This window comes from Cupriavidus campinensis, assembly GCF_905397395.1.
In the GTDB taxonomy this organism is placed as follows: Bacteria; Pseudomonadota; Gammaproteobacteria; order Burkholderiales; family Burkholderiaceae; genus Cupriavidus; species Cupriavidus campinensis.
Window position 1 is genome coordinate 19,997 of sequence record NZ_CAJPVH010000025.1, and the last position, 24,842, is coordinate 44,838.

Annotated in this window: 23 protein-coding genes; 9 read left to right on the forward strand and 14 right to left on the reverse strand. The window is 67.4% G+C overall.

Annotation, left to right across the window (positions count from 1 at the left end):
- Positions 1–72: 72 nt before the first annotated feature.
- The 3 genes from KHO18_RS15510 to KHO18_RS15520 form a co-directional block, all read right to left on the reverse strand.
- Positions 73–1,995, reverse strand: coding sequence for a PrkA family serine protein kinase (locus KHO18_RS15510; RefSeq protein WP_144197791.1), 1,923 nt, complete (start codon positions 1,993–1,995; stop codon positions 73–75).
- A 468-nt stretch (positions 1,996–2,463) separates the two neighbouring features.
- On the reverse strand, positions 2,464–2,610 hold the full coding sequence (locus KHO18_RS15515) for a hypothetical protein (RefSeq protein ID WP_186296829.1): 147 nt from the start codon (positions 2,608–2,610) through the stop codon (positions 2,464–2,466).
- A 295-nt stretch (positions 2,611–2,905) separates the two neighbouring features.
- Positions 2,906–3,820, reverse strand: a complete 915-nt coding sequence (locus KHO18_RS15520) for an SDR family NAD(P)-dependent oxidoreductase (RefSeq protein ID WP_144197789.1) — start codon at positions 3,818–3,820, stop codon at positions 2,906–2,908.
- A gap of 146 nt (positions 3,821–3,966) precedes the next feature.
- On the opposite strand from KHO18_RS15520, the gene KHO18_RS15525 reads away from it, so the two are divergent.
- Positions 3,967–4,869, forward strand: a complete 903-nt coding sequence (locus tag KHO18_RS15525; RefSeq protein WP_144197788.1) for a LysR substrate-binding domain-containing protein — start codon at positions 3,967–3,969, stop codon at positions 4,867–4,869.
- 36 nt (positions 4,870–4,905) lie between these two features.
- Here KHO18_RS15525 and KHO18_RS15530 read toward each other — a convergent pair whose 3' ends face one another.
- A complete protein-coding gene (locus KHO18_RS15530; protein ID WP_144197787.1) occupies positions 4,906–5,934 on the reverse strand; it encodes a tripartite tricarboxylate transporter substrate binding protein BugD in 1,029 nt (342 codons plus the stop codon).
- A gap of 281 nt (positions 5,935–6,215) precedes the next feature.
- Between KHO18_RS15530 and KHO18_RS15535 the strand changes: the two genes are divergently transcribed.
- The 3 genes from KHO18_RS15535 to KHO18_RS15545 are packed head-to-tail and all read left to right on the forward strand — an operon-like array spanning position 6,216 to position 9,670.
- Positions 6,216–7,385 (forward strand): acyl-CoA dehydrogenase family protein, encoded by a 1,170-nt coding sequence (locus tag KHO18_RS15535; RefSeq protein ID WP_144197786.1) that lies wholly within the window; start codon positions 6,216–6,218, stop codon positions 7,383–7,385.
- Positions 7,386–7,401: 16 nt separating this feature from the next.
- Positions 7,402–8,784 carry an MmgE/PrpD family protein gene (locus KHO18_RS15540; RefSeq protein WP_144197785.1) on the forward strand — a complete coding sequence of 461 codons (1,383 nt, stop codon included), beginning with the start codon at positions 7,402–7,404 and terminating at the stop codon, positions 8,782–8,784.
- A gap of 13 nt (positions 8,785–8,797) precedes the next feature.
- Entirely contained in the window at positions 8,798–9,670 is an 873-nt protein-coding gene (locus KHO18_RS15545; RefSeq protein ID WP_211943480.1) for an HTD2 family dehydratase, read from the forward strand.
- 24 nt (positions 9,671–9,694) lie between these two features.
- Here the strand turns inward: KHO18_RS15545 and KHO18_RS15550 are convergent, their stop codons facing one another.
- The 5 genes from KHO18_RS15550 to KHO18_RS15565 all read right to left on the reverse strand — a co-directional run bounded on the left by KHO18_RS15550 (position 9,695) and on the right by KHO18_RS15565 (position 15,219).
- Entirely contained in the window at positions 9,695–11,116 is a 1,422-nt protein-coding gene (locus KHO18_RS15550; protein ID WP_211943481.1) for a DUF1996 domain-containing protein, read from the reverse strand.
- A gap of 108 nt (positions 11,117–11,224) precedes the next feature.
- Complete coding sequence (locus KHO18_RS15555) at positions 11,225–12,403, reverse strand: thiolase (protein WP_144197782.1); 1,179 nt, start codon at positions 12,401–12,403, stop codon at positions 11,225–11,227.
- 3 nt (positions 12,404–12,406) lie between these two features.
- Entirely contained in the window at positions 12,407–12,832 is a 426-nt protein-coding gene (locus KHO18_RS28465) for a Zn-ribbon domain-containing OB-fold protein (RefSeq protein ID WP_244844826.1), read from the reverse strand.
- 19 nt (positions 12,833–12,851) lie between these two features.
- Positions 12,852–14,396, reverse strand: coding sequence for an acetolactate synthase large subunit (locus tag KHO18_RS15560; protein ID WP_144197836.1), 1,545 nt, complete (start codon positions 14,394–14,396; stop codon positions 12,852–12,854).
- A 70-nt stretch (positions 14,397–14,466) separates the two neighbouring features.
- Complete coding sequence (locus tag KHO18_RS15565; protein WP_144197780.1) at positions 14,467–15,219, reverse strand: GntR family transcriptional regulator; 753 nt, start codon at positions 15,217–15,219, stop codon at positions 14,467–14,469.
- Between the two features lie 228 nt (positions 15,220–15,447).
- Between KHO18_RS15565 and KHO18_RS15570 the strand changes: the two genes are divergently transcribed.
- A complete protein-coding gene (locus KHO18_RS15570; protein ID WP_144197779.1) occupies positions 15,448–15,945 on the forward strand; it encodes an acyl-CoA thioesterase in 498 nt (165 codons plus the stop codon).
- Positions 15,946–15,968: 23 nt separating this feature from the next.
- Here KHO18_RS15570 and KHO18_RS15575 read toward each other — a convergent pair whose 3' ends face one another.
- The 3 genes from KHO18_RS15575 to KHO18_RS15585 form a co-directional block, all read right to left on the reverse strand.
- Positions 15,969–17,405: a sensor histidine kinase gene (locus KHO18_RS15575; protein ID WP_144197778.1), complete on the reverse strand. Its 1,437-nt coding sequence runs from the start codon at positions 17,403–17,405 to the stop codon at positions 15,969–15,971.
- Between the two features lie 247 nt (positions 17,406–17,652).
- The gene (locus KHO18_RS15580) at positions 17,653–17,856 is read right to left on the reverse strand and encodes a CsbD family protein (protein ID WP_092293408.1); all 204 of its coding nucleotides are present in this window, start codon (positions 17,854–17,856) and stop codon (positions 17,653–17,655) included.
- A 28-nt stretch (positions 17,857–17,884) separates the two neighbouring features.
- Positions 17,885–18,457 carry a hypothetical protein gene (locus tag KHO18_RS15585; RefSeq protein WP_211943504.1) on the reverse strand — a complete coding sequence of 191 codons (573 nt, stop codon included), beginning with the start codon at positions 18,455–18,457 and terminating at the stop codon, positions 17,885–17,887.
- A 273-nt stretch (positions 18,458–18,730) separates the two neighbouring features.
- Here KHO18_RS15585 and KHO18_RS15590 point away from each other — a divergent pair, with 273 nt between their 5' ends.
- From KHO18_RS15590 to KHO18_RS15605, 4 genes are all read left to right on the forward strand, one after another.
- Complete coding sequence (locus KHO18_RS15590; protein ID WP_144197777.1) at positions 18,731–19,249, forward strand: sigma-70 family RNA polymerase sigma factor; 519 nt, start codon at positions 18,731–18,733, stop codon at positions 19,247–19,249.
- Positions 19,246–20,037, forward strand: a complete 792-nt coding sequence (locus KHO18_RS15595) for an anti-sigma factor family protein (RefSeq protein ID WP_144197776.1) — start codon at positions 19,246–19,248, stop codon at positions 20,035–20,037. Before KHO18_RS15590 ends, KHO18_RS15595 begins: the two co-directional genes overlap by 4 nt.
- 137 nt (positions 20,038–20,174) lie before the next feature.
- Entirely contained in the window at positions 20,175–21,311 is a 1,137-nt protein-coding gene (locus KHO18_RS15600) for an FAD-dependent monooxygenase (protein WP_211943482.1), read from the forward strand.
- 40 nt (positions 21,312–21,351) lie between these two features.
- Positions 21,352–22,203, forward strand: coding sequence for an IclR family transcriptional regulator (locus KHO18_RS15605; protein ID WP_211943483.1), 852 nt, complete (start codon positions 21,352–21,354; stop codon positions 22,201–22,203).
- Positions 22,204–22,225: 22 nt separating this feature from the next.
- Here KHO18_RS15605 and KHO18_RS15610 read toward each other — a convergent pair whose 3' ends face one another.
- Positions 22,226–24,409 (reverse strand): xanthine dehydrogenase family protein molybdopterin-binding subunit, encoded by a 2,184-nt coding sequence (locus tag KHO18_RS15610; RefSeq protein WP_211943484.1) that lies wholly within the window; start codon positions 24,407–24,409, stop codon positions 22,226–22,228.
- Positions 24,393–24,833, reverse strand: coding sequence for a (2Fe-2S)-binding protein (locus tag KHO18_RS15615; RefSeq protein WP_211943485.1), 441 nt, complete (start codon positions 24,831–24,833; stop codon positions 24,393–24,395). Before KHO18_RS15615 ends, KHO18_RS15610 begins: the two co-directional genes overlap by 17 nt.
- Positions 24,834–24,842 lie beyond the last annotated feature (9 nt).

Genomic DNA, 24,842 nt, shown 5'->3' on the forward strand with positions numbered 1-24,842 from the left:
AAGCCGTCCGCCCGCCTTGATAAGCCGCAACCGCCAGGTCGCGTGGATGAAGGAGACCGCGTCCGGTTGCTGTTACGACGATTTCCTGACGCGCAGATACCACTCCACCAGTAGTCGAACCTGCTTCGGCGTGTACCCTTTCTCCACCATCCGGTTGACGAAGTTCTCGTGCTTGTCCTGGTCCTCCCGCGTCGATTTCGCGTTGAACGAGATCACCGGCAGCAGGTCCTCCGTGGTGGAGAACATGCGCTTCTCGATCACCATCCGCAGCTTCTCGTAGCTGGTCCAGACCGGGTTCTTGCCACCGTTGTTGGCGCGCGCCCGCAGCACGAAGTTGACGATCTCGTTGCGGAAGTCCTTCGGGTTCGAGATCCCAGCCGGCTTCTCCACCTTCTCGAGTTCATCGTTCAGCGCGTTGCGATCGAGGATCTCGCCGGTGTTCGGATCGCGGTACTCCTGGTCCTGGATCCACAGGTCGGCGAACACCACGTAACGGTCGAAGATGTTCTGGCCGTACTCGGAATACGACTCCAGGTAGGCGGTCTGGATCTCCTTGCCGATGAACTCCACGAACGGCGTGGTGAGGTACTCCTTGATGTACGAGAGCAGCTTGGCCTCCTGCTCCGGCGGGAACTGCTCGCGCTCGATCTGCTGCTCGAGCACATAGAGCAGGTGCACCGGGTTGGCCGCGACCTCGGTATTGTCGAAGTTGAACACCTTGGACAACACCTTGAACGCGAAGCGCGTGGACAGCCCGTTCATGCCCTCGTCGATGCCGGCGTAGTCGCGGTATTCCTGGTACGACTTCGCCTTCGGGTCCACGTCCTTGAGGCTTTCGCCGTCATAGACACGCATCTTCGAGAATACGTTCGAGTTCTCCGGCTCCTTGATCCGCGTGAGCACCGCGAACTGCGCCATCATCTTGAGCGTGTTCGGGGCGTTGGGTGCCGCCGAGAGCGAACTGCTGCGCAGCAGCTTGTCGTAGATCTTGACCTCGTCCGACACGCGCAGGCAGTACGGCACCTTCACGATATAGATCCGGTCGAGGAATGCCTCGTTGTTCTTGTCAGCCTTGAATGTCTGCCATTCCGCCTCGTTCGAGTGGGCAAGGATCACGCCATCGAACGGAATCGCGCCGAAGCCTTCCGTACCCTTGTAGTTGCCTTCCTGCGTGGCGGTCAGCAACGGGTGCAGGACCTTGATGGGCGCCTTGAACATTTCCACGAACTCGAGCAGGCCTCGGTTGGCCAGGCAAAGTCCGCCGGAATAGGAATAGGCATCCGGATCGTCCTGCGGGAAATCCTCCAGTTTGCGAATGTCGACCTTGCCGACCAGCGAGGAGATATCCTGGTTGTTTTCATCGCCAGGCTCCGTCTTGGAAATCGCGATCTGCGACAGCACCGATGGCCTGAGCTTGACCACGCGGAACTTGGTGATGTCGCCGTTGAACTCGTGCAGGCGCTTGACCGCCCACGGCGAGGGAATGGTATTCAGGTAGCGCACCGGAATGCCATAGTCCTCCTCCATGATCTTGCCGTCTTCATCGGCCGAGAACAGCCCGAGCGGCGATTCATGGATGGGGGAGCCCTTCAGCGCATAGATGGGAATCTCTTCCATCAGCGCCTTGAGCTTTTCCGCGAGAGACGACTTGCCGCCGCCCGGGGGCCCCAGCAGATACAGAATCTGCTTGCGTTCCTCAAGGCCCTGCGCCGCGTGCTTGAAGAAAGAGACGATCTGCTCGATCGTGTCTTCCATTCCGTAGAAGTCGCGGAAGGCCGGGTAGACCCGGATAACCTTGTTGAAGAACAGTCGGGACAGTCGAGGATCGTGGTGGGTATCCACCAGTTCAGGCTGTCCGATTGCGGCGAGCATGCGTTCGGCAGCAGTCGCGTAGGCAGTAGGATCCTTCTTGCAGATCTCCAGGTACTCCTGGATGCTGTATTCCTCTTCCTTGCGTGCTTCGAAGCGCGTGGCGTAGTGGCCAAAAATGTCCATACCTCACTCCCGTCAGAGTCCCACGTCCGAGGCGAAGGCAGTTTGACTCCCCTAAGACATTCGCGGCAATTTTGCGTTCCACCACCCCGGCCTGGCGGAGTTGCCATGTTGCGAAGTCTTTACTTCATCATAGTCAAATAACGGCGTTCATGAGGACGGAGTTGACGTGTTACGCACGTCCCGTTCGTTCCTTGCGACACGCAATGCAACACAACCTGCTTCGCGTTTCGCACTGCACGAATCCCTCGCTGTTCTCATCCCGCTGCGACGGGCCATTGACCATGCTTGTGACACACCTTACACCTTTCCGGCGTGAAGTGCACAACGCCGTGTGTAACGATGTATCGAATCCAGTAACGTCTGACACGTCTGTCGGTCATGCACCGACATCGCTGCCACAGAATGCCTTCACTATGAAGCCGCACGCGGCCATCCGCCATCGTGCAAACGAACGATTCATGCATGACGTCATGCGCAATGCGTGACCACCACCGCACGACGGCCGGCTTGCACGGCTGCCTCCATGACATGTCTTTCGACCATCGTGCGCGTGACGACGATGACCACGCGCGCGTCGGTGTTTTCACTGCGGCAAGTTGCCGCGCGACGATTCATGACGCGCCGTCAGCAGTGTCGGCCTCCGAGTGCCAATTGGACTTGCACCCCACGCCGAGCCCCGCGCCGAATCCCACGCCCGAACCGCGCCCATGCACCGACATTGCGTTTGCTCCCGGCCCCCGCCCGCGCCACGCACCGCGCAAGTGCGCGCAGTGCGGGCCTGTGCCGCTACGGGACGGGATGAGCACTTTGCGTGCCACGATGGGGGCGTTGCGTTTTGCATCGCAGCAATCGTTGCGGCGAGCGCCCGCACGATCACACGTGCGGGGATCAATACGGGATCAATGCGGGATCAGATCGGGTCCCAGTTGATGACGTCGGGCGAGCGCTCGAGCGGGAAGAAGCTGCCGCGCATGGCCGGCATGGCGATCTCCGCCACGGTCTCCGGCGTCCAGCCCTCGCTGGTATGCACCGAGCGCACCGGGCGCGGCTGGCTCATCAGCATGATCTCGTTGGCGCGCACGGCGAAGATCTGGGCGTTGACCTCGCGCGCGGCGTCGCTGGCCAGGAACACGGCCACGGGCGAGATCTTGCCCGCCTCCATCTTCTGCAGCCGGGCCACGCGGGCTTTCTCTTCCGGCGTCTCGGACGGAATCGAGCTGGTCATGCGGCTCCAGGCGAATGGTGCGATGCAGTTCGAACGCACGTTGAAGCGGGCCATGTCCAGCGCGATGGACTTCGAGAGCGCCGCGATGCCGAGCTTCGCCGCCGAATAGTTGGCCTGGCCGAGGTTGCCGATCAGGCCCGAGGTGGACGTCATGTGCACGAACGCCCCGCTTTCCTGGTCCTTGAAGTAGTTGGCCGCCGCGCGGCTGACATAGAACGTGCCGTTCAGGTGCACGTCGATGACGGAGCGCCACTCCTCCTCGTTCATCTTGAAGAACATGCGGTCGCGCAGGTTGCCGGCGTTGTTGACCACCGCGTCGATGCGGCCAAAGTGGTCCAGCGCGCATTGCACGATGGCATTGGCCGAACTCCAGCCGGACACGCTGTCGGTGTTGGCCACGGCCTCGCCGCCCGCCGCTCGGATCTCCGCCGCCACGCGCTCGGCCGGGCCGGCGTCGCCGCCCTCGCCGGTCATGCTCACGCCCAGGTCGTTGGCCACCACCTTGGCACCGGCCGCCGCCATGCCGAGGGCGATCCCTCGCCCGATCCCGCCGCCCGCGCCCGTCACAATCACCACCTTGCCTGCCATCAAACCGCTCATCGTCTCGCTCCTGTTGCGCGCTGGGGCGCCATCGCCGCCGATCCGGGGAACATCCCCGTTTTATTGCGGCGCAAGATACGATAGATTGTCGGCGCTGACTTTGGAATTCACAAATCACAAAAGTGGCCTTTGGCACGAACGAAACCATGCACTACGATTTGACCGACCTGCGCCTCTTCCTCAACGTGGGGGAGACCGAGAACCTGACGCGGGCGGCCGAACGCAGCTTCCTTTCCCTGCCCGCCGCCAGCACGCGCATCAAGCAGCTGGAGGAGGCGTTCCAGACCCAGTTGCTGATCCGGCAGGTAAAAGGCGTGCGCCTGACGCCGGCCGGCGATGCCCTGCTGCGCCACGCGCGGGAGGTATTCCGCGAGCTGGAGTGCATGCATTCCGACTTGCGGCCCTACGCCAAGGGCGTGAAGGGGCGCGTCCGGCTGCTGGCCAACACCACGGCCACCAACTCCTTCCTGGCCACGGCGCTGTCGCGCTTCCTGTCCGAGAACCCCGATGTCGATGTCGAACTGGAGGAGCACCTGTCCGCCGAAATCGTCTCCGCGATTGGCGCTGGCGCGGCCGACCTGGGCATCGTGGCCGGCGAGGTAGCCACCCAGGACCTGGACGCGATGCAGCTCTGCAGCGACGAACTGATCGTGATCGCCCCGGTCAACCATCCGCTGCCGGCCTTCAAGACGCTGCATTTCGCCGATCTGCTCGATAGCTGCCGCTTCGTCGGGCTGAACCAGTTCTCGGCGATCCAGTCCTTCCTGGACCGGATTGCCAACGGCATGGGCAAGCGCATCAGCCTGCGGATCCAGGTGGGCAGCTTCGACGCGGTGTGCCGGATGGTGGAAGCCGGCGCTGGCATCGCCATCGTGCCGAACAGCTGCGCGCGCCGCTATGCCAGCCGCAAGGTCCTGCGCTTCATCCGTCTGGAGGACGACTGGGCGCGCCGCGAGCTGCGGCTCGTGCGCCGGCCCGGGCGCGAACTGCCCCAGTTCGCCGAAACGCTGATCCAGTATCTGGTGGAAGCAGCGCGGGAGCCGGTCTAGCCGCCTCCCGCCGCCGCCCTGGGGGCGAGTTAGCCTTCAGTCAGCCTTCACCCCGGCTTCCTTGATGATCGGCGACCACTTGTCGATCTCCGCAGCCAGCCAGGTGCGCAGCCCCTCGGGCGTCTGCTTGTCCGCCGGCACGATCACCGCGCCGAGTTCCTGGAGCCGCGCCACCACCGCCGGGTCCTTCAGGCCGGCACGCAGCGCGCCGTTGAGCTTGTCGATCACCGCCGGCGGGGTGCCCTTGGGCGCGTAGATGCCGTGCCAGACCTTGACCTCAAAGCCCTTCAGCCCGCCCTCGCGCAGCGTGGGGGTATTCGGCAGCGCGGGAATGCGCTCGGTCGTGGTCACGCCATACAGCTTCACCTTCTCCGCCTTGATATGCGGCAGCGTCTGCGTGGTCTGGTCGCAGAGCACATCCACCTGCCCGCCCAGCAGCGCCGTCAGCGCCGGCGCGGTGCCCTGGTACGGAATCGTCTGCAAGTCCACGCCGATGGCCTTCTGGAACAGCATGCCGCATAGCTGCGACACCGCGCCCAGCCCGGCGTTCGCCAGGTTCACCTTGCTCTGGTTCTGCTTGATATAGGTAATCAGCTCCGGCAGCGTATTGGGCGGCAGGTCGTGCCGGCCCAGCAGCGTCATCGGCACGTCCGCCACCTGGCCGACGAAGCTGAAGTCCGTCAGCGGCTTGTACGGCAGCTTGGAGTACAGCGCCGGTGCCGTGGCCATGCCGTTGTGATGGATCAGGATCGTGTAGCCGTCCGGCGCGGCCTTGGCCACGTAGGCGGCGGACACCGTGCCGCCCGCCCCGAGGCGGTTTTCCACCACCACGCTCTGGCCCAGCGACTTCGACATCGCCGCCGCCACCGAGCGCGCCACCACATCCGTAGGACCACCCGCCGCGAACGGCACCACCATGGTGATGGGCCGGGACGGATACGGGTCTGCCGCGTGGCTGCGTCCGGGCAGGGTCAGGGCCACGGCGGCGGCCATACCAAGTGCAGCCCACAGCACGTTTCGGCAATGATGGGCGATCACGGCGGACTTCGGCCTGGATGATTTCATACGGCGTCTCCTGGGTGCGCGTGTTGCACGCGTCTGGTTTGAGAATCGATGGCCGCAGCGTGGAAGCAATCGCCGCGCGGCACAATTCCGATTTGCCGAAGGCGGAGCACGGCGCCCGTGAAGTACAAAGGTTCCCCCTAATGACCCCCGCCCCCCGGACCGGCCGGGCCGGATCTCCCACCCCCGCGGCCCCGCCCCAAAGCCTCGCTTCGGCAAATCCGAATGTCCCCGGCGCAGCCCCTCGGGAATAATGGCCACACTTCGACACAGACGACATTGCCATGCTTCCCGAACAGGACCAAGACCAGATTTACCCGGAAATCCGCGAAGCCGTGCGCGACCTCTGCGCAGGCTTCGATTCCGCCTACTGGCAGCGGGTGGAGGAACAGAACGCGTTTCCGGAGACCTTCGTCCAGGCGCTGACGCAGGCCGGCTGGCTCTCCGCGCTGATTCCCGAAGCCTACGGCGGCTCCGGCCTGCCGCTGACGGCGGCGTCGGTGATCATGGAGGAAATCAACCGCAGCGGCGGCAACTCGGGCGCCTGCCACGGCCAGATGTACGTCATGGGCTGCCTGCTGCGCCATGGCTCCGAGGCCCAGAAGCAGCGCTGGCTGCCGGGCATCGCCTCCGGCGAGCTGCGCATGCAGTCGATGGCCGTGACCGAGCCCACCACCGGCACGGACACCACCAAACTCAAGACCACCGCCGTGCGCCAGGGCGACAAATACATCGTCAACGGCCAGAAAGTGTGGATTTCGCGTGTGCAGCATTCCGACCTGATGCTGCTGCTGGCGCGCACCACGCCGCTGGACCAGGTGAAGAAGAAGTCGGAGGGCCTGTCCGTGTTCGTGGTGGACCTGCGCGAGGCCATCGGCAAGGGCCTGACCGTCCAGCCGATCCGCAACATGGTCAACCACGAGACCAACGAGCTGTTCTTCGACAACCTGGAGATCCCCGCAGAGAACCTGATCGGCGAGGAAGGCCGTGGGCTCAAGTACATCCTCGACGGCCTGAACGCCGAGCGCATCCTGATTGCCGCCGAGTGCATCGGCGACGGCTACTGGTTCGTCGAGCGCGCCAGCAGCTATGCGCGCGAGCGCATCGTCTTCGACCGCCCCATCGGCCAGAACCAGGGCGTGCAGTTCCCCATCGCCCGCTCGTTCGTCAACGTGGAGGCGGCCAGCCTGATGCGCTACAAGGCCGCGCAGCTGTTCGACGCCGGCAAGCCCTGCGGCAAGGAGGCCAACATCGCCAAGCTGCTGGCCGCCGATGCCTCGTGGGAGGCCGCCAACGTCTGCCTCCAGACCCACGGCGGCTTCGGCTTTGCGGCCGAATACGACATCGAGCGCAAGTTCCGCGAGACGCGCCTGTACCAGGTGGCGCCGATCTCGACCAACCTGATCCTGTCCTACGTGGCCGAACACGTGCTGGACCTGCCCCGTTCCTATTGAGATTGCCGAGATTCCCATGTCCGACCAAGCCGCACCGCAATATCCGACGCGCCAGCTTTGCGACTTCCTGGCCCGCCTGACGCTCGACGACGTCCCCGCGCCGGTCATCGAGCGCACCAAGGACCTGTTTCTCGACTGGATGGCGTCCGCCATCGCCGGCAAGGACGCGCCCGCCGTGCGCCGCATCCAGGAATTCGCCGCCGCGATGGGGCCGCAGGACGGCGACGCCGAGGTCTTTGTCGACCGGCGCCGCACCTCGCCCTACTTCGCCGCGCTGATCAACGGCGCCTCGTCCCACGTGGTGGAACAGGACGATGTGCATAACGGCTCGGTCCTGCACCCGGCCGCCGTGGTATTCCCGGCCGTGGTGGCCGCCGCGCAGGCCGAGGGCAAGACCGGCGCCGAGGTGCTGCTGGCCAGCATCGCCGGCTACGAGGCCGGTATCCGCATCGGCGAATTCATGGGCCGCTCGCACTACCGGGTCTTCCACACCACAGGCACGGTCGGCACGCTGGCCGCCGCTGCGGCGGTGGCCAAGCTGTTCGGCCTGGATGCGGAAGGCATCAACCAGGCGCTCGGCACCGCCGGCACGCAGGCCGCCGGCCTGTGGGAATTCCTGCGCGACGCCGCCGACTCCAAGCAACTGCACACGGCCAAGGCCGCCGCCGACGGGCTCCAGTCGGCCTGGCTCGCCCGCGCGGGCTTTACCGGCGCCCGGCAGATCCTCGAAGGGGCGCAGGGCATGGCTGCCGGCATGTCGAGCGATGCCAACCCCGCCGCCCTGACCGATGGCCTGGGCACGCGCTGGGCCACGGCCGAGACCTCGTTCAAGTTCTTCGCCTCTTGCCGCCACACGCACCCCGCCGCCGACGCGCTCAAGGCGCTGATGCAGCGCGATGGCCTGCGCGCCGGCGACATCGCCGCCGTCACCGCCCACGTACACCAGGGCGCCATCGACGTGCTCGGCCCCGTGGTGGACCCACGCACCATCCATCAGGCCAAGTTCTCGATGGGCACCGTACTCGGATTGGTCGCGTGGTACGCCCATGCGGGCCTGGGCGAGTTCGAGGAGCACGCGCTGCGCGACGCCGAGGTGGCCGCGTTCCGCGAGAAGGTCACCATGGAGCTGGACGACGAGATCAACGCCGCCTATCCGCGCCAGTGGATTGGCCGCGTGACCGTGCGCACCACCGATGGCCGCACGCTCGGCGCCCGCGTGGACGTGCCCAAGGGTGACCCGGACAACACGCTGTCGCGCCCGGAACTGGAGGCCAAGGCGATCCAGCTCGCCGCGTTCCGGCACGGCGCCACGGAAGCCGAGATGCGCACCATCATCGCGCGCGTCTGGCAACTCGAACAGGCGGCGGACGTGCGCGACTGGCTGCCGTTCGCCCGCTGATAGGAAACAACCCATGACCCAGACCCCCACGCTCGAACAACTGCGCGAATGGATCGGCCGCTCGGAGACGCGCACCGAGACCCTCGCGCCCGAACCGGTCCTCGCACTGGCCGCCACGCTGGACCTCGATGGCGAGGCCGTCGCCAGCCAGCCCCTGCCGCCGCTATGGCACTGGCTCTACTTCCTGCCGCGCGCCCCGCAGCGCGATCTTGGCGCCGATGGCCATCCCGCGCTGGGCGGCTTCCTGCCGCCCGTGCCGCTGCCGCGCCGCATGTGGGCCGGCGGCGAACTGACGTTCTCGCGCGGCCTGCGCGTGGGCGACACGGTAACCAAGACCTCCACCATCACCGATGTGCAGCACAAGTCCGGCCGCACCGGCGAACTCTGGTTCGTGACGGTGGAGCACGTGCTGACGGTGGGCGGCGAGACCGCGCTGACCGAGCGGCACGACATCGTCTATCGCGCCATGCCCGAGCGCGGTGCCCCCCAGCCGCCGCGCCCGCGCCTTGTCGTCCATCCCGACACGGCGCAGTTTGGCCGCACGCTGCGGGCCGATCCGGTCATGCTGTTCCGCTTCTCGGCGCTGACATTCAACGGGCACCGCATCCATTACGACCTGGACTACGTGCGTGAGGTGGAAGGCTATCCGGGGCTGATCGTCCACGGCCCGCTGCAGGCCATGCTGATGCTGGAACTGCTGCGGCACGCCCGGCCTGAGGCCCGGGTGGCGCGCTTCGGCTTCCGTGGCGTGGCACCGCTGTTCCACCAGGACACGGTCAGCGTGGGCGGGCAGGACGACCCGGCGCGCGATGGCCGCGTCATCCTGTGGACCGGCGACGATGCCGGCGGCCAGGCCATGCAGGCCTGGGCCGAGGTGGCGCGCTGACGCCGGGGCGCGGCGGCAGCACGGTCAGGAGTTCACCGCGTAGAGGTACAGGATGGCGCCGTGCGCGCCCTCCTTGCTGTCGAACTTGAACGCGTTGCCGGACGAGTTGCCCCGGATGCAGAACGACACCGTGTCCTCGCCGGCGGCAATGGCCGTCTTGACCAGATTCGTGACGTTGAAGTACCGGTACTGCTTGTAGGTATCCAGGTACAGCGTGGCCGATGTGCCGCCGCAAGTCGGCGCGTTATGGGAGTTGATATGGTCCTCGTGCCAGTTGGTCGTCGTGCTGTGCGCACTGATGATGGCCGTGGCATCCACGCCGCCGCCCCAGATCAGCAGCCGGTACTGCGGCGTGAACTCGGGCGGGATCTCCAGGGCGCCCTTCGGAATCGGAAACATGATGTAGATCTTCGATTCCGGCTCGCTGCCGACCGCGCGCTGGGTAAACAGCGAGTCCGCCTGCCCGAAGTTGTCGTTCGCGGTTTCGCCGCCGCGCACCGTGGCGTCCGCGGTGACCTGGGTGAATGCATAGGCCACGGTGCTGCTGCAGGACCGGCCGAGGTTCATGCAGTATTCAACCATGTAGCGCATCGCGTCTTCGGTCCAGCCGTTGAAGAAATCGGCATGGGCCGTGTACAGCGAGCCCCAGTTCAGGCTTACCACGTTACCGTTGTCGTCCAGCGTCGGGTCCATCGAAAGCTGCGCGTTCGTCAGGTCCGTCACGGCGCCGATCTGGTAGGCGAGATTGAAGCTCAGGTGCGGCAGCGGCACCGGATAGTCCGCCGGGCAGGTCCCGTCGGAATTGGCATAGGCGATGTTGTTCCGCCCGCTGCGGAACGGATGCAAGTGCACGCCGTCCCAGCAGTTCGGAAACGCCAGCGCGATGTTCAGCTGGACGTTGCCGTTCGCGTCCGGTACGCAATCGTTCGGCGGCGTGCGCGTGTAGCCCCGCTTCGACCCCGTGCAGAGGAAATTGACCGCCACGCTGGGCCCCGAGCCCCGGTGATCGCCGGCCAGCATCTGGAGCCCGGGCGGAATCACCGTGACCCGCCGGTGCGTGTTCGCCGGGAAGGCCCGGTTCTGGTAATAGGTCTTGTGATATCCGGGCGCCACCACGCGTCCATCCGGCAGCATCAGCGAAGGCGCCCAGTAGGCCGTGTTGTCCGCCGCGTTCTCGCAGGTGGAGCTGTGCTCCGTGTACAGGTCTTCCGCCGTGGTGTTGCCGTCGGTGGTGGTATGGCCGAAGAAGTCATGCGACATCGCGATCCCCGGCTTGCCGGGATAGATGATCGGATCGTCGGGCAGGCGGTGCGAGTACCTGCAACTGACGTTGGCGGCACCCTCGCCAACCGCCTCGCCGCGCGCACTCGGGGCGCCTAACCATACGGCGGCCACCAGCAGGCCCCCGCAGAGCACCGCGATCGAGTAATACAGGCGACTTTTCATGATGGAACCCCCTCGCTGTGTGGATGCGAAGGATGTTCCCGCCACGATCCTTGCAGGACAATGGACGATGATGGGTCATCCCTCACCGCGTGTGGTGAGGGATGTAGGTCAGAGCGCCGCCGCCGTGCCCAGCAGCGCGGTGGATTGGCTGGACAAGGTCCCGCCGTTGCCGTGCACGAGCGCGATCTCCGCCCCCGCCACCTGCCGTTCGCCGCACTCGCCGCGCAACTGCCGCACCGCCTCGATGGTGATGAACATGCCGTACATGCCCGGATGCACGCACGACAGGCCGCCGCCGTTGGTGTTCACGGGCAGCCGCCCGCCCGGGGCGATGGCCCCGCCGCTGACGAACGCCCCGCCCTCGCCCTTGGCGCAGAAGCCCAGGTCCTCGAGGAACAGGATCGTGTTGATCGTGAAGGCGTCGTAGAGTTCGAGCACGTCCACGTCGGACGGCTTGAGGCCCGCCATCGCGAAGGCCCGGGCGCCGCTTTCCTGCGCCGCCGTCACCGTCACGTCCGGCATCGACGAGATCTGCCGATGCCAGGTGGCCGTGGCGTTGCCGAGCACGTACACCGGCGGCTTGGCCAGCGCCTTCGCACGGTCGGCCCGCACCATCACGTAGGCGCCGGCGCCATCGGTCACCAGGCAGCAGTCGCGCACCGAGAGCGGGTCGGACACCATGCGGGCGCCCAGCACGTCCTCGATGGAGAGCGGGTCGCGCATCATCGCCTCGGGGTTCATGCGCGCCCACTGGCGCGCGGCCACGGCCACCTCGGCCAGCTGCGTGCGCGTGGTGCCGTACTGGTGCATGTGGCGCGCGGCAGCCAGCGCGTAGGAGGTGATCGGCGCCAGCGGCTGGTAGGGGTTCTCGTACGGCTGCGGGTCCAGCACGGCGCGCACCTTTCCGATGCCAGCCCGGCCCACCGTGGACGTGCGCTGGTTGCTGCCGTAGCAGACCAGCACGGCGTCGCAGAGGCCGGCTTCCAGCGCCATCATCGCCGGCAGCATGTGCGAGACGAAGCTCGAGCCGCCAATCATCGTGCTGTCCACGAACTTCGGCTGGATGCCGAGGTACTCCGCCACCGGCATGACCCACATGGTGGCGCCGACGCTGGCCGTGGCGATGCCGTCGATGTCGCGCATCGACATCCCCGCATCCTTCACGGCCGCCTTGGCCGCCTCCACGAGGATTTCCATCTCGGTCTTGCCATGGGCTTCGCCGAGGCCCGCCTGGCCCACGCCGACAATGGCCACGCCGCCGCGCAGGTGCGATCCGTTGCTTGCCATGGTTCAGCCCTCCCCAACCAGATCGAACACGACCAGCGCCGGTTCGGTATCGCTCTTTTCCGGCGCCACGCGCGCCACGCGCGCCACACGCGCCTTGACGCGCATGCCGATGCGCACATCGGCCGGGGCGATGCCCTCGACCCGGCTCATCATGCGCACGCCTTCGTCCAGGTCTACCAGCACCACGTTGTAGTCGCCACCCGCATCGGGCTTGCGGCGCACCACGCTCGTCGAGTAGACCGTGCCGGTGCCGGCAGGCGCGGTCCAGGCCAGCGCGTCGCCGCCGCAGTGCGGGCAGATATTGCGCGGATAGAAGACATGGCGATGGCAGTCCTGGCAAAGCTGGATGCGGAACTGGCCGGCGGCCAGCGCCTCGGCGTACTGCTTGTCCGGACCGGGATCGGTCACGGCAGGAGTGGATTGCGGCATGGGGTCTCCGGAAGGCAGGTCAGATCACGAGTTCGATCAGGAACGGGCCCTTGCGCTGGTTGGCCATCGCGAAGAGATCGGCAAAGGTCTCCATGTTGTCCGCGCGCGCGGCCTCCACGCCCATGCCGTTGGCCATCTTGACCCAGTCCAGGTCCGGGTTGCCGAGGTCGAGCATGTCGAGCGCGGTCTTGCCCGGGTTGGCGCCCACGCCGGCCAGCTCGCCCAGCAGGATCGCGTACTTGCGGTTGGCCAGCAGCACGATGGTGACGTCGAGCTTCTCGCGCGCCATGGTCCACAGCGATTGCAGCGTGTACATGCCCGAGCCATCGGCCTGCAGGGCCACCACGCGGCGGTCGGGCGCGGCGATGGCGGCGCCGGTGGCCAGCGGCAGGCCGGCGCCGATCGCACCGCCGGTCAGCTGCAGCCAGTCGTGCGGGGCGGCGTGCACGGTGCCCGGATAGAACGCGCGGCCAAAGCTCACGCTCTCCTCCACCACCACGGCCTGCTCCGGCAGCAGCGCGGCCAGCGTCTGCGCCACGGCCTCGGAGGTCACGGCGCCCTTGGCGGTCTCGCGCGGCACCTGCGTGGCGGCAGCCGGCAGCGCGGCGTTGCGGGCGCCCAGTTCGTCGGCCAGCCGGGCCAGCGCCTCGGCAAGATCTTCCTCAGCGCGGGCCAGCACATGGATATTGGCGTCCTCGGGGTACGGGCGCGGCGACTGGCCCGGGTAGGCGAAAAACGTCACCGGCGCCGGCGCGCCCACCAGGATCACGTTGCGGATGCCGGCGAGCTTGGCGCGGGCGGCATCGCCCGAATAGGGAATGCGGTCGATCGCCAGCCGGCCCCGGCCACGCGTGACGCGGGCGTTGGACATCGGCGTGATCAGGCGGGCGTCCGTGGCGGCGGCGATGCGGTGGGCGTCAGCCAGCGCGGCTTCGCGCAGCGCGCTGCCGGCCAGCACGATCAGCGTGGGCTGGCCGCTGCGCAGCACGCGCGCGGCGTTCTGCACGGCGTCCGGCGAGACCTTGGGCACCGGGAGCGCCGGCAGCGGCGCGGCCACCTGTCCGCCGGCATCCCAGCACACATCGGACGGCAGGATCAGGCTGGCGACACCGCCCGGCGCGCCGCGTGCGGCCTGCACCGCCACGGCGGCGTCAGCGCCCACCGAGGCGGCACGGGTGGCGGTGCGCGTCCACACGGACACCGGACGCGCCCAGCCTTCGGTATCGGCGGTCAGCGGCGCATCGAGCGGCCGGTGGTAGGTCGCCTGATCGCCAATGATGTTGACGATGGGCGTTTGCGCGCGCCGTGCGTTATGGAGATTCGCCAATCCATTCGCCAGCCCCGGGCCGCAGTGCAGCAGCGTGGCGGCCGGCTTGTCGGCCATGCGGGCGTAGCCGTCGGCGGCACCGGTCACCACCCCCTCGAACAAACCCAGCACGCAGCGCATGCCGGGAATGCGGTCCAGCGCGGCCACGAAGTGCATCTCGCTGGTGCCAGGGTTGGCGAAGCAGGTGTCCACGCCGCAGGCCAGCAGCGTCTTGACCAGGCTTTCCGCGCCGTTCATCGGGGATTGGGTCGTCTCCATGTCTCGGGTTCCGTTCGGGTGATTAGGTGGGTCTGAGGGATGTGCCGCATCAGCCACGTGATGCCAGCAGGTCGAAATCAAGGCAGACGAATTCCGTCGGGAACTCGATCCGCGCGTAGTACACGATCACATCGTCCACGCAGGCGAAGCGGCGCAACTCGGCCACCGGCGCGCCAACCGGCAGCTCCAGCGCCTTGGCCGCATCGCCGCCGGCGGCCACGATGGACAGGCGCTGGCGTGCCGCCGAGACCTGCAGGCCGGGAAAGCGGTCCAGCACCGGCACCGAGGCGCCCTGGCGGAACGCCTCCGGCTCGCGTGCAAACACCGCCGCTTCGATATAGACCTCGCCTACGGCAAACGGCCGGCCGTCCAGCCGATGGGCGCGATGCAGGAAGTGATAGGCGGCGGCGCGGCGGCCGTCGCACGGCATGCCGAGGTCATCCGGTAGCGGCACGTCTGCGGTGGATTCGACGATGGCCTCGGTGGACAGGCGGTCTCCCACGGCCACGGCCTGATCCCAGCTTGTGGGCAGTGCCAGCGGGCGGCGGTCACGGCCCGCCGCCTTGACGAAGGTGCCGCGCCCGCGCGAGCGCGCGACCAGCCCTTCGGCATCCAGCTGGGAGATGGCGTGGTGCATGGTCATGCGCGCCACGCCATATTCGCGGCAAAGTGCTTCGAGTGACGGAATCTGCTCACCGGGCCGCCATGCGCCGCTCTCGATCTGCCGGCGGAAGATCGTGGCGAGCTGGAGATAGACAGGCTCGCGGCTGCGGGAAAGAAGTTGGGCGGCGGCGTCGGACATGCGCAGCGCGGGGGCGCACTAATAAGATAGGGCGACTTTATAAAAGTCTAGTTGGCTAGACTACTAGGGTTTACGGCAGAGCCCTTATCCAGAGCCGGTTTCGCGTGTGTTTACCCCTCCACGTCCCGCCCATGGCCACTGCCAAAGCCCCGCAGAATGCCTCCATGCCCCGCGCGACGCCGGGGCGGGCGTGGCTGCCGCTTTGCAGCCATCTAAAGGAGTCATTCCATGTTGATGCGAGACGTGATCCCGCAAGTGCTGAACCGCGGTACGGCCCTGCTTGGCCAGTACGTACTGGAGACCCCGCCTCAAAAGACCTTCCACCATGCGATCGACATCTATCTCAAGGATTCGAATGCGTTCATGAACACTTACTTCGCCCGGTACTTCGAATGGCAGGGCATCTGCCGCGAGCGCTGGTTCCACGAATGCATCCACGGCAACCTGCTGGCCGCCGGCGGCGTGTTCGTGACCAAGCGCGCCCACCAGGAGTACGTGGAGGAAACCTTCCCGTTCCAGCGTGTGGACTGCTACCTGAACACCTTCCAGGTGCGCCAGTGCTCGGCCTACCTGCTGTTCCGCTTCTGCGTGGAGGGGCGGCCGGTGTCGCTGGGCTACCAGCAGATCGTGTTCGCGGGCCGGGACAAGCGCATCACGCGCTTCCCGAAGGAAATCATCGAAAAGGTGAAGGAGTACGAGCTGGTGCTGCCGCCGCTGACTAACTGATGGGTCGCGCGCCGCCGGCTGGTTCAGCCGGTGGCGCGCGTGGGGAGGGGGCCGTCCGGCTGGTCCGGCTGCTCCGCCGTGGGGTGGAAGCGCGGCAGCCGCAGCGTGAAGGTGGTGTGCACGCCCGGCACGGACTCGCAGTCGATACGCCCGCCAAACGCCTCGGCCACGCGGCGGCAGAAGGCCAGCCCGAGGCCGTTGCCGCTTCCGTGGGCCTTGGTCGAGAAAAACGGGTCGAAGATGCGCGGCAGCACATCAGCGGGAATGCCGGAGCCCGTATCGCGGCAGCGCAGCAGGTAGAAGCCGCCCACGGCCTCGGCCGAGATCTCGATCCCGCCCTCACCCTGCACGCGCACGGCGTAGAGGCCGTTCTTCAGCAGGTTGAACAGCACGTAGACCAGCAGCGTGTCCGAGCCCACGAAGCGCCAGCCGGCAGGCATCGGCGCCAGGCGCACGCGCTCGCGCTCGCCGGGCTGGAACGGGTAGCGCGCCAGCGCCGCGTCCACGCAGGCGGCCAGCCCGTGCGGGGCAAAGCTGCGCCGGTCCACGCGCTCCAGCGTGACGGAGGCCAGCGCCATGTCGATGACCGTGCTGGTGCCGTCCACCTCACGCGTGATGCCCTCCACCACCGTGGCCATGCGCGCGAGTTGCCCGGGCCGCAGGCGGTCTTCGACCAGCCCGTGCGCCACGGCAAGCTGGTAGCCCTCGATGATCTGCGGGAAAGTCCGCGCCATCTCCTGCGCCTGCATGCGGATGGTGGCCAGCGGCGTGCGCACCTCGTGCGCCACCGTGGCCGCCAGCGAGTACGGGTGCATGAGGTTGTAGCGCACCACGGTCACGGCGAGGATGCCCAGGCTCAGCGCGATGCACACCACGCCCGGCGGATAGAACGCGTAGCCGTAGTTGACCGCGTAGTCGACCGCGGCCAGCGAATAGAGGCCCAGGCTCAGCAGGCACAGGTTGAAGCGGCGGCGGCGCTCCACCGTGGCATTGGCGCGCGCCGCCCAGAGCAGCCATGCGCACCGGCACGCCAGCACCGCGGTCTGCGCCACATGCAGCGGATGCAGCGGCCCGGCCTTCGGATAATCGCCAAAAAACAGGGTGTAGTAGCCGGACACCACCTGGCTCGTGGTCAACAGCAGCACGGCGAGGATCAGGCTCAGCCCGTACGAGGCCAGCACGGCGGGCCGCTCGCGGCGGCACTCGGTGACCTCGCAAATGAACTGGTAGAACGTGGTCGGCAGGAACAGGATGAACAGGTAGCCGACCTTGGCGAGCACCACTGCCACGTCCGGGTGCGTGGCCTGGAACAGGAACGCCCAGGTGCCCTGCCACGCGAAAGTGGTCACGCACATCAGGAAGAACGCGGCCGACACGCGTGTCACGCCCTGGGTCACGAGCACATAGAGCCCATACCCAAGGAAGATCGCGGAAACGAAGGCGGGAAGGATCGCGTACATGCACAGCCGCGATGCGCGCGGCGCAGCAGGAGGGACCGCCATGGTACGGCGTGCGCGATCTGTCCGCACTAAAATTGGCTGTATTCAGACCTAAGCCGCGCTGAATTCGCAACGGTTGCGGCCCTGCCCCACCGAAGGGGAATGGTGTTATCGGGCAGCTTTGCGCGGAAACAGAAACGGCGGGACTGATAGTCCCGCCGTGCAGAATGGCCACCGGCATCGCTGCCGGCCCCGCGCTGGCTTACGCTTACCAGCGCGTGTCGCGTTCCCAGGCCTTCAGTTCTTCCTCGGTGCGCTCCTTGGTGTAGCCATAGCGCTCCTGGATGCGGCCGGCGAGCTGGTCACGCTTGCCGTTGATGACCGTGAGGTCGTCATCGGTCAGCTGGCCCCACTTTTCCTTGACCTTGCCCTTGGCCTGTTCCCACTTGCCTTCGATCTGGTCCCAATTCATGTCTGGCTCCTGGTTGCTATCCGACTGATTACTTGGCGTACTTGGCCTTCACGTTGGCCTGGCACTTGTCCTTGGCATCGCCGGACATCGCATCGCACTTTTCCTTGTCAGCCTTGTAGGCGGCGTCCATGGTGTCCTTCTTGGCGTCGGCGCGGGCTTCGGCTACGTCGGTGCTGGTGCCCGTGGCGGCGGCCTTCTCGGTCTTGGCGGCGCCCAGGCTGCGTTCGTGGGCAGCCTTGGCTTCCTTCACGCACACGTCCTTGTCGTTGCCCTTCTTGTCGTCGCACATTTCCTTGGCGACGTCGTAGTCACGGTCGGCCTTGGTCTTCATGGCCTTGGCGTGGGCCTTGTCGGTGCCGTCGCGCTTGGCTTCGGCGTTGGCCTTGGCCACGTCGCGGTCACGCTTGGCTTCGGCCTTGCAGACGTCCTTGGCGTTGTCCTTGAGGCCGTCGCACTTGCTGCTGGCCGCCTTGTAGTCCGCATCCGCCTGCTTCGTGGCGGCGTCGTAGTCGGCTTTGGAGCCGGCCTGGGCGTAGGCAAAGCCTGCCGGGGCGGCGAACATCATCGAACACATTGCTGCGGCAAGCCACTTTTTGGTCATCATGTCGTGCTCCTTTTCTTGGTGGATCCTATGGAACCCTGTTCGGGCCACACGCCGCTTCCTGCTCGCCGCGTCATGGCCACGCTGTACTTGCAGGTTACGTTTCCCCACCAGATCAAAGCAGAAGACCGCTGCTGAAATGTACGTAAGACAATTCCCACACTTCACATTTTTGTTCAGTGGCAATGGAATAAAGTCGGGCACCGAGGGAATAAGCGCCCGCGCCGTTCGTCTTACGCTGCGAGCGGTACAAGCACTTCCCGGAATTTCGCCATGAGCCAGACCCTGACCGACGACGCCCTGCGCGAAGTCATTCCCCGCCTGCGGCGCTTCGCCCTCACGCTGACCCGGCACGAGGCAAGCGCCGACGACCTGGTGCAGGCGTGCCTGGAGCGCGCGCTGTCGCGCGGCGCCGCCCGCCACCACGACGGCGACCTGCGCGCATGGTTGTTCACAATCCTGTACCGCCAGTTCCTCGATGGCCAGCGCCGCGCCAAGCGCTACGCCGGCGTGCTGGCGCTGTTCGGCGTGGGTGACGATGCCGACATGGCGCCCTCCACCGAGGACGTGGTGCTGGCCCGCTCCGCGCTGCAGGCCTTCAACCACCTGCCGGCCGAGCAGCGCGCGCTGCTCACGCTGGTCACCGTGGAGGGCCTGACTTACCAGGAGGCTGCCGATACGCTGGGCGTGGCCATCGGCACCATCATGTCCAGGCTGTCGCGCGCCCGCAAAGCCATGCGCGACATGACCGAGGGCCAACCCGCCCGTCCCCCCGTCCAGGTCCTGAAATGACCCTCCAGAAGACGACCCAACACTCCCTGCTGCCCGCCGACGCCGAACTCCATGCCTATGTGGATGGCGAACTCGACGCCCCGCGCCGCGCCCAGATCGACGCGCTGCTGCCCACGCACCCGGACCTCGCCCGCCAGATCGACGCAATCCGGGCCGCCGCCCAGCAACTGCGCGCGAGCCTGCCGGAGCCGTCTCCGGCGGACACCCCCGCGCGGCTCGACCCCTTCCGCATCCGCCGCACCCTGCGCGACCGCACGCAGCGGCGCATGGCCGTGGCCGCCTCGCTGGTGATGGCGCTCGGCATTGGCGGCATGGGCGGCTGGCAGACCCGCGAAATCGCCATGCGCCAGAACTACCTGCCGATGGCCGATGCCGTGCAGGCCTACCGCATGTTCGCGGCCAGCGAGGGCCCGCAGGTGGTGGATGTAAGCGCGACCGATCCGCGCGCGCTCCAGTCCTGGCTTGACCGTCACTTCGTCCAGCCCGCCCCGCTGCCCGATTTCACCCAGTACGGCTTCCGGCCCGCCGGCGGGCGGCTGATGCCGACCGAGCAGGGCACGGCGGCAATGGTCCTGTACCGCAACAACCAGGGCCAGACCATCGTCTATTACGTGCGGCCGCCGGGCAACCTGCTGCGCTTTGGCAACGGCAACCGGCAGGACGGCAACCTGCTGGCGCAGTACTGGCGGCAGGGCCGCTATTCCTATGCCGTGGTCAGCCCCACCGATACGCCGGTGACGCGCACCCTGCAGCAGGCGATCGAACCGTCACGCCGCGATGCCACCTAAATAAGTACTGCCAGAAACCCGCTTGACGGGAGGCGCCGTGCTCAATATTCTTTTTATGAACTTATCGTTCATATTTGAACATTTCATTGAGCAGCCGGCCGACGCGTGACGCATCGGCCACCACACGGAGCGCCCCCATGGTTTCAGGAAAGATCGGCATCAACGGTGCCGGCATTGGCGGACTGGCCGCCGCCATCGCCCTGCGCAAGCTCGGCCTGGATGTTGTGGTGTACGAGCAGGCGGCGCGGTTCGCGCGCGTTGGCGCGGACATCAATCTCACGCCGAACGCGGTGCGGGCACTGGACGGCCTGGGCGTCGGCGCCGCGCTGCGCGAAACGGCAGCCCGCCCCACGCACCGCATCAGCCGCACCTGGGACACCGGCGCGGAAACCTCCCGCCTGGCCATGTCGAACGAAGCCGAGCAGCGCTACGGCGCGCCGCAGCTGACCATGCACCGGGGCGACCTGATGGCCGCGCTGGAAGCCGCCGTGCCGGGCGCCTGCGTGCGGCTGGCACACAAGGCCACCCACATCGCGCCGAAGAACGGCGGGCGCGGCGCCACGCTGCGCTTCGCCAATGGCAATACTGAGGATGTGGACGTGCTGATCGGCGCCGACGGCATCCACTCCATCGTCCGCACCGCGCTGCTGGGCGAGGAACACCCGATTTTCACTGGCGTGGTGGCCTACCGCGCCGTGGTGCCGGCGGAGAAGCTGGCCGGCGTGCCCAACCTCGGCGCCTTCACCAAGTGGTGGGGGCCCGAGCCGACCAGCCAGATCGTGACCTTCCCGCTCAACCGCGGCCGCGAGATCTTCGTGTTTGCCACCGTGGCGCAGGACAGCTGGCGCAACGAATCCTGGACCACGCCGGGCCGGGTCGAGGACCTGCGCGCCGCCTACGCCGGCTTCCATCCCGATGCCCGCGCCCTGCTCGACGCCTGCGACGACGTGCTGATCTCCGCCCTGTACGTGCGCGACCCGCTGCCGTCCTGGTCGGCCGGCCATATCGCGCTGATGGGCGATGCCTGCCACCCGATGATGCCGTTCATGGCGCAGGGCGCCGGCATGGCGATCGAGGACGGCGTGGTGCTGGCGCGCTGCCTGGCCGAGGCCAGCGACGACACCATCCCCGAGGCGCTGGCGCGCTACCAGGCGGCCCGCCACGACCGCACCAGCCGCATCCAGATCGGCTCACGCGGCAACGAGTGGCTCAAGGCCGGCGGCAACGCGGACTGGGTGTACGATTACAACGCCTGGAACGTGGCGCTCGGCTGATCCTGCCTGCACCCGTTCCGTTTTTCTTTTCCCCGAGCCGATGCCCAAGACCGCCGCGCCAGACGACTCCCTCGACAACGCCACTGAACTGGACAACGACGATGCCAGCGGCGCGGCGCAGGCGCTTGTGACCCCGGTCATGCGCGGCCTGCGGCTGCTGCGCTTCATTGCCGAGGGCGGCTCGACCGCCAACCTGAGCGAGGTGGGCCGGCGCATCGACGTGAACCGCGTAACGGTGATGCGCCTGCTGGCCACGCTGGAGCACGAGGGCATGGTCGAGCGGCTGCCGCAGGGCGGGCACACGGTGGGGTTCTCGTTCCTGAAGCTGGCGTCACGCGTGCTGGCGGCGAACGACCTCACCACCTTCGCGCGGCGCGTGCTGGCGCAGCTGAGCAGCTCGCTGCAACTGTCGGCCTATCTGGCCGTGCCGGACGGCGGCCACGTGCTCTACCTGCTGCGGGACATGCCCAACACCGGGCTGGTCAGCAACATCCAGGTCGGCAGCCGCGTGCCGGCGCACCTGACCACGCCGGGGCGGATGCTGATTGCGCACCTGTCGCCGGAGGCGCTGCGCGAGCGGCTGGGCGATGACCCCCTGCCGACCGTGACCGGCCAGAGCCCTGCCACCCACGCCCGCCTGGCCGAGATCCTCGGCGCGGACCTGGAGCGCGGCTGCGCGTGGAGCTTCTCGGCCTTCGAGCCGGGCATCGACGCCTGCGCCGCGCCAGTGATGGACGCCACCGGGGACGTGATCGCCGCGATCAGCGTGGCCGGCCCGCAGCAGCGCTTCGAGGCGGACGGAACGCTGCGCGAACGGGTGGAAAAGGAAGTGAAGGCGGCGGCGAAGGATCTGTCGGCGCTGCTGGGGTACCGGGCGAACGGCAAGCGCTGAGGGGGTCTCCCCCCCCCAGCCGTCAAACCTCCAGCTTCATCGGCATCGACCTGCGCCGGGCCTTGGTCGCCTGGTACAGCGCGTGCGCCACGGCTGGCGCCACCGGGCCAAGGGAGACCTCGCCGCAGCCCTGCGGGGGCCGGTCGCTCGGCACGATCACCACGTCGATCTTCGGCATCTCCGCCAGTTGCAGCAGCGGATAGTCGTGGAAGTTGCTCTGCTGCACCACGCCCGCCTTGAACGTGATCTCGCTCTTGAGCGTGTTGGTCAGCGCAAAGCCGATGCCGCCCTCGATATTGGCGCGGATCAGGTTCGGGTTGATCGCCCGCCCGCACTCCACCGCACACACCACGCGCCGCACGCGGAACGCCTTGCCGCTGCGCTCCAGTTCCAGCGCCATCGCCACATAGGTCTGGAACGCCTCGCCCCGCCCGGTGTAAAGGTTGAACGTGAATCCGCGCGACACGCCGGGCGCCGGCTTGCGGTCCCAGTTCGCCGCCTTGGCCGCCGCGTCCAGCACGCGCAGCGCCAACGGGTTGTGCGCCAGCAGCGCGCGGCGGTAGCGGTACGGGTCCGTGCCCGCCGCGTCGGCCATCTCGTTGACAAAGCTCTCCAGCATGAAGATGCTCGACGTGGAGCCCACGCTGCGCATGAAGCTGACCGGAATCGGCTGCTTCACATCAATCATCTCCACCTTCAGGTTCGGCACGCGATAGACGCAGTCGTAGATGGCCTCCAGCATGGTCTCGTCCCAGCCGCCGTGCTTGGCCATGCGCTCGGCCTTGATCACGCCGTAGAGCGACTGGCCGGTGAGCCGGGCATGCAGCGCGCGCGGCAGGCCCTTGTCGTCGAGCACCGCGCGGAAGCGCCCCGACACGCCGGGCCGGTAGAAGCCATGGCGGATGTCGTCCTCGCGCGAGCGGATGACCTTGACCGGCTTGCCCACTGCCGCCGAGGCCCGCGCCGCGTGCACTACGAAGTCCGGCAGGAACTTGCGCCCGAAGCTGCCGCCGAGGAAGGTGGTGTGGACGATGATCGTCTCGGGCTGGCGCTGGTAGAGCTTGCCGAGCGCGTTGCGCACGAAGTCCTGGCCCTGGATCGGCCCCCAGACCTCGATGGCGTCCTCGCGCACGTGCACGGTGGCGTTCACCGACTCCATCGTGGCGTGGACGATGTACGGCGTGTGGTAGTCGGCCTCGACCACCTTGCCGCCGCCGGCCAGCACCGCGTCCGGATCGCCCAGCTTCGTCGCCACCACGGCCTCCGGCGCGCCGAGCGCGGCCTGGCGCGCGGCCAGGATCTGGTCGCTGTCGAGTGACCTGGCCGGGCCGGGATCCACCTCCAGCTCCAGCGCATTGGCGCCCTTCCTGGCGAGCCAGTAGCTCGTGGCCACCACGATGGCGGCGTCCGGCGCCTGCACCACGGCCTGCACGCCCGGCATGGCCTTGACAGCATCGGCGTTGCGCAGGCCGGTGACCTTGCCGGTCACGGTGGGGGCGAACTTCAGCGCGCCATACAGCATGCCCGGCACCTTCACGTCGATGCCGAACTCGGCGGAGCCATCGACCTTGGCCGGCGTGTCCAGCCGCTGCAGGTCCTTGCCGATCAGCTGGTGCGCGGCGTCGTTCTTGAGGCGCGGCGCCGGGTTCAGCGGCAGCTTCGCCGCTTCCTCGGCCAGCTCGCCATAGCTGAACGAGCGGCCCGTGGCGCCGTGATAGACGCGACCTTTCTCCGTGTAGCACTGGCCCGGGCGTACCTGCAGGCGCTTCGCGGCGGTCATCACCAGCACCTCGCGCGCCTGCGCGCCGGCAATGCGCAGCCGCTGGTAGAACAGCGTGGCGGACATCGACGCGCCGACGAACTGCTGCGGCTCCTCGTACGCGGCGCCGGTGCGGTAGGCGTCCCGGCCGGTCACGAAGGTCACGGCCACCTGCTGCCAGTCGGCGTCCAGCTCATCGGCCAGCACCTGCGGCATGCCGGTATAGACGCCCTGCCCGCATTCGCACTGCGACAGCCCGAGCGTGATCTTGCCGTTCGGCTCGATCCAGATCCAGTCCGTGATCTCGTGCGTGCCGTGCGGGCCGCTGTCCACAGTGCGGGACGCCAGCGCCGGCAGCGGAATGCAGAGCGCGCCGGCCAGCGCCATGCCGCCCTTCAGGAAGCCGCGCCGGGCGGGGCTGGCGATACGGTCACTTTGCGGCTGCATGAACGGCCTCCCGGATGCGGTGGTAGGTGGCGCAACGGCACAGGTTGCTGACCGATGCGTCGATCTCCTTGTCGGTGGGGTGCGGATTCTGCTTGAGCAGCGCCGTCACCGCCATGACCATGCCGGACTGGCAGTAGCCGCACTGCGGCACGTCCTTGGCGATCCAGGCCCGCTGCACCCTGGACGAGCGGTCCGGCGAGAGCCCCTCGATGGTGGTGACCGTGCGGCCCGCCACGCTGGAGACCGGCGTCACGCACGACCGCTGCGCGTTGCCATCCACATGCACGGTGCAGGCGCCGCAGGCGCCGATGCCGCAGCCGTACTTGGTGCCGGTCAGGCCGGCGTCATCGCGAATCACCCACAGCAGCGGCGTATCGCCGTCGCCGTCGAAGCGGGTCGCTTTTCCGTTCAACACAAAATCCATGATTGCCCT

Coding starts and splice junctions, on each gene's coding strand:
- KHO18_RS15510 (WP_144197791.1), bottom strand. CDS start 1,995: ATGGACATTTTTGGCCACTACGCCACGCGCTTCGAAGCACGCAAGGAA.
- KHO18_RS15515 (WP_186296829.1), bottom strand. CDS start 2,610: ATGAATCGTCGCGCGGCAACTTGCCGCAGTGAAAACACCGACGCGCGC.
- KHO18_RS15520 (WP_144197789.1), bottom strand. CDS start 3,820: ATGAGCGGTTTGATGGCAGGCAAGGTGGTGATTGTGACGGGCGCGGGC.
- KHO18_RS15525 (WP_144197788.1), top strand. CDS start 3,967: ATGCACTACGATTTGACCGACCTGCGCCTCTTCCTCAACGTGGGGGAG.
- KHO18_RS15530 (WP_144197787.1), bottom strand. CDS start 5,934: ATGAAATCATCCAGGCCGAAGTCCGCCGTGATCGCCCATCATTGCCGA.
- KHO18_RS15535 (WP_144197786.1), top strand. CDS start 6,216: ATGCTTCCCGAACAGGACCAAGACCAGATTTACCCGGAAATCCGCGAA.
- KHO18_RS15540 (WP_144197785.1), top strand. CDS start 7,402: ATGTCCGACCAAGCCGCACCGCAATATCCGACGCGCCAGCTTTGCGAC.
- KHO18_RS15545 (WP_211943480.1), top strand. CDS start 8,798: ATGACCCAGACCCCCACGCTCGAACAACTGCGCGAATGGATCGGCCGC.
- KHO18_RS15550 (WP_211943481.1), bottom strand. CDS start 11,116: ATGAAAAGTCGCCTGTATTACTCGATCGCGGTGCTCTGCGGGGGCCTG.
- KHO18_RS15555 (WP_144197782.1), bottom strand. CDS start 12,403: ATGGCAAGCAACGGATCGCACCTGCGCGGCGGCGTGGCCATTGTCGGC.
- KHO18_RS28465 (WP_244844826.1), bottom strand. CDS start 12,832: ATGCCGCAATCCACTCCTGCCGTGACCGATCCCGGTCCGGACAAGCAG.
- KHO18_RS15560 (WP_144197836.1), bottom strand. CDS start 14,396: ATGAACGGCGCGGAAAGCCTGGTCAAGACGCTGCTGGCCTGCGGCGTG.
- KHO18_RS15565 (WP_144197780.1), bottom strand. CDS start 15,219: ATGTCCGACGCCGCCGCCCAACTTCTTTCCCGCAGCCGCGAGCCTGTC.
- KHO18_RS15570 (WP_144197779.1), top strand. CDS start 15,448: ATGTTGATGCGAGACGTGATCCCGCAAGTGCTGAACCGCGGTACGGCC.
- KHO18_RS15575 (WP_144197778.1), bottom strand. CDS start 17,405: ATGTACGCGATCCTTCCCGCCTTCGTTTCCGCGATCTTCCTTGGGTAT.
- KHO18_RS15580 (WP_092293408.1), bottom strand. CDS start 17,856: ATGAATTGGGACCAGATCGAAGGCAAGTGGGAACAGGCCAAGGGCAAG.
- KHO18_RS15585 (WP_211943504.1), bottom strand. CDS start 18,457: ATGACCAAAAAGTGGCTTGCCGCAGCAATGTGTTCGATGATGTTCGCC.
- KHO18_RS15590 (WP_144197777.1), top strand. CDS start 18,731: ATGAGCCAGACCCTGACCGACGACGCCCTGCGCGAAGTCATTCCCCGC.
- KHO18_RS15595 (WP_144197776.1), top strand. CDS start 19,246: ATGACCCTCCAGAAGACGACCCAACACTCCCTGCTGCCCGCCGACGCC.
- KHO18_RS15600 (WP_211943482.1), top strand. CDS start 20,175: ATGGTTTCAGGAAAGATCGGCATCAACGGTGCCGGCATTGGCGGACTG.
- KHO18_RS15605 (WP_211943483.1), top strand. CDS start 21,352: ATGCCCAAGACCGCCGCGCCAGACGACTCCCTCGACAACGCCACTGAA.
- KHO18_RS15610 (WP_211943484.1), bottom strand. CDS start 24,409: ATGCAGCCGCAAAGTGACCGTATCGCCAGCCCCGCCCGGCGCGGCTTC.
- KHO18_RS15615 (WP_211943485.1), bottom strand. CDS start 24,833: ATGGATTTTGTGTTGAACGGAAAAGCGACCCGCTTCGACGGCGACGGC.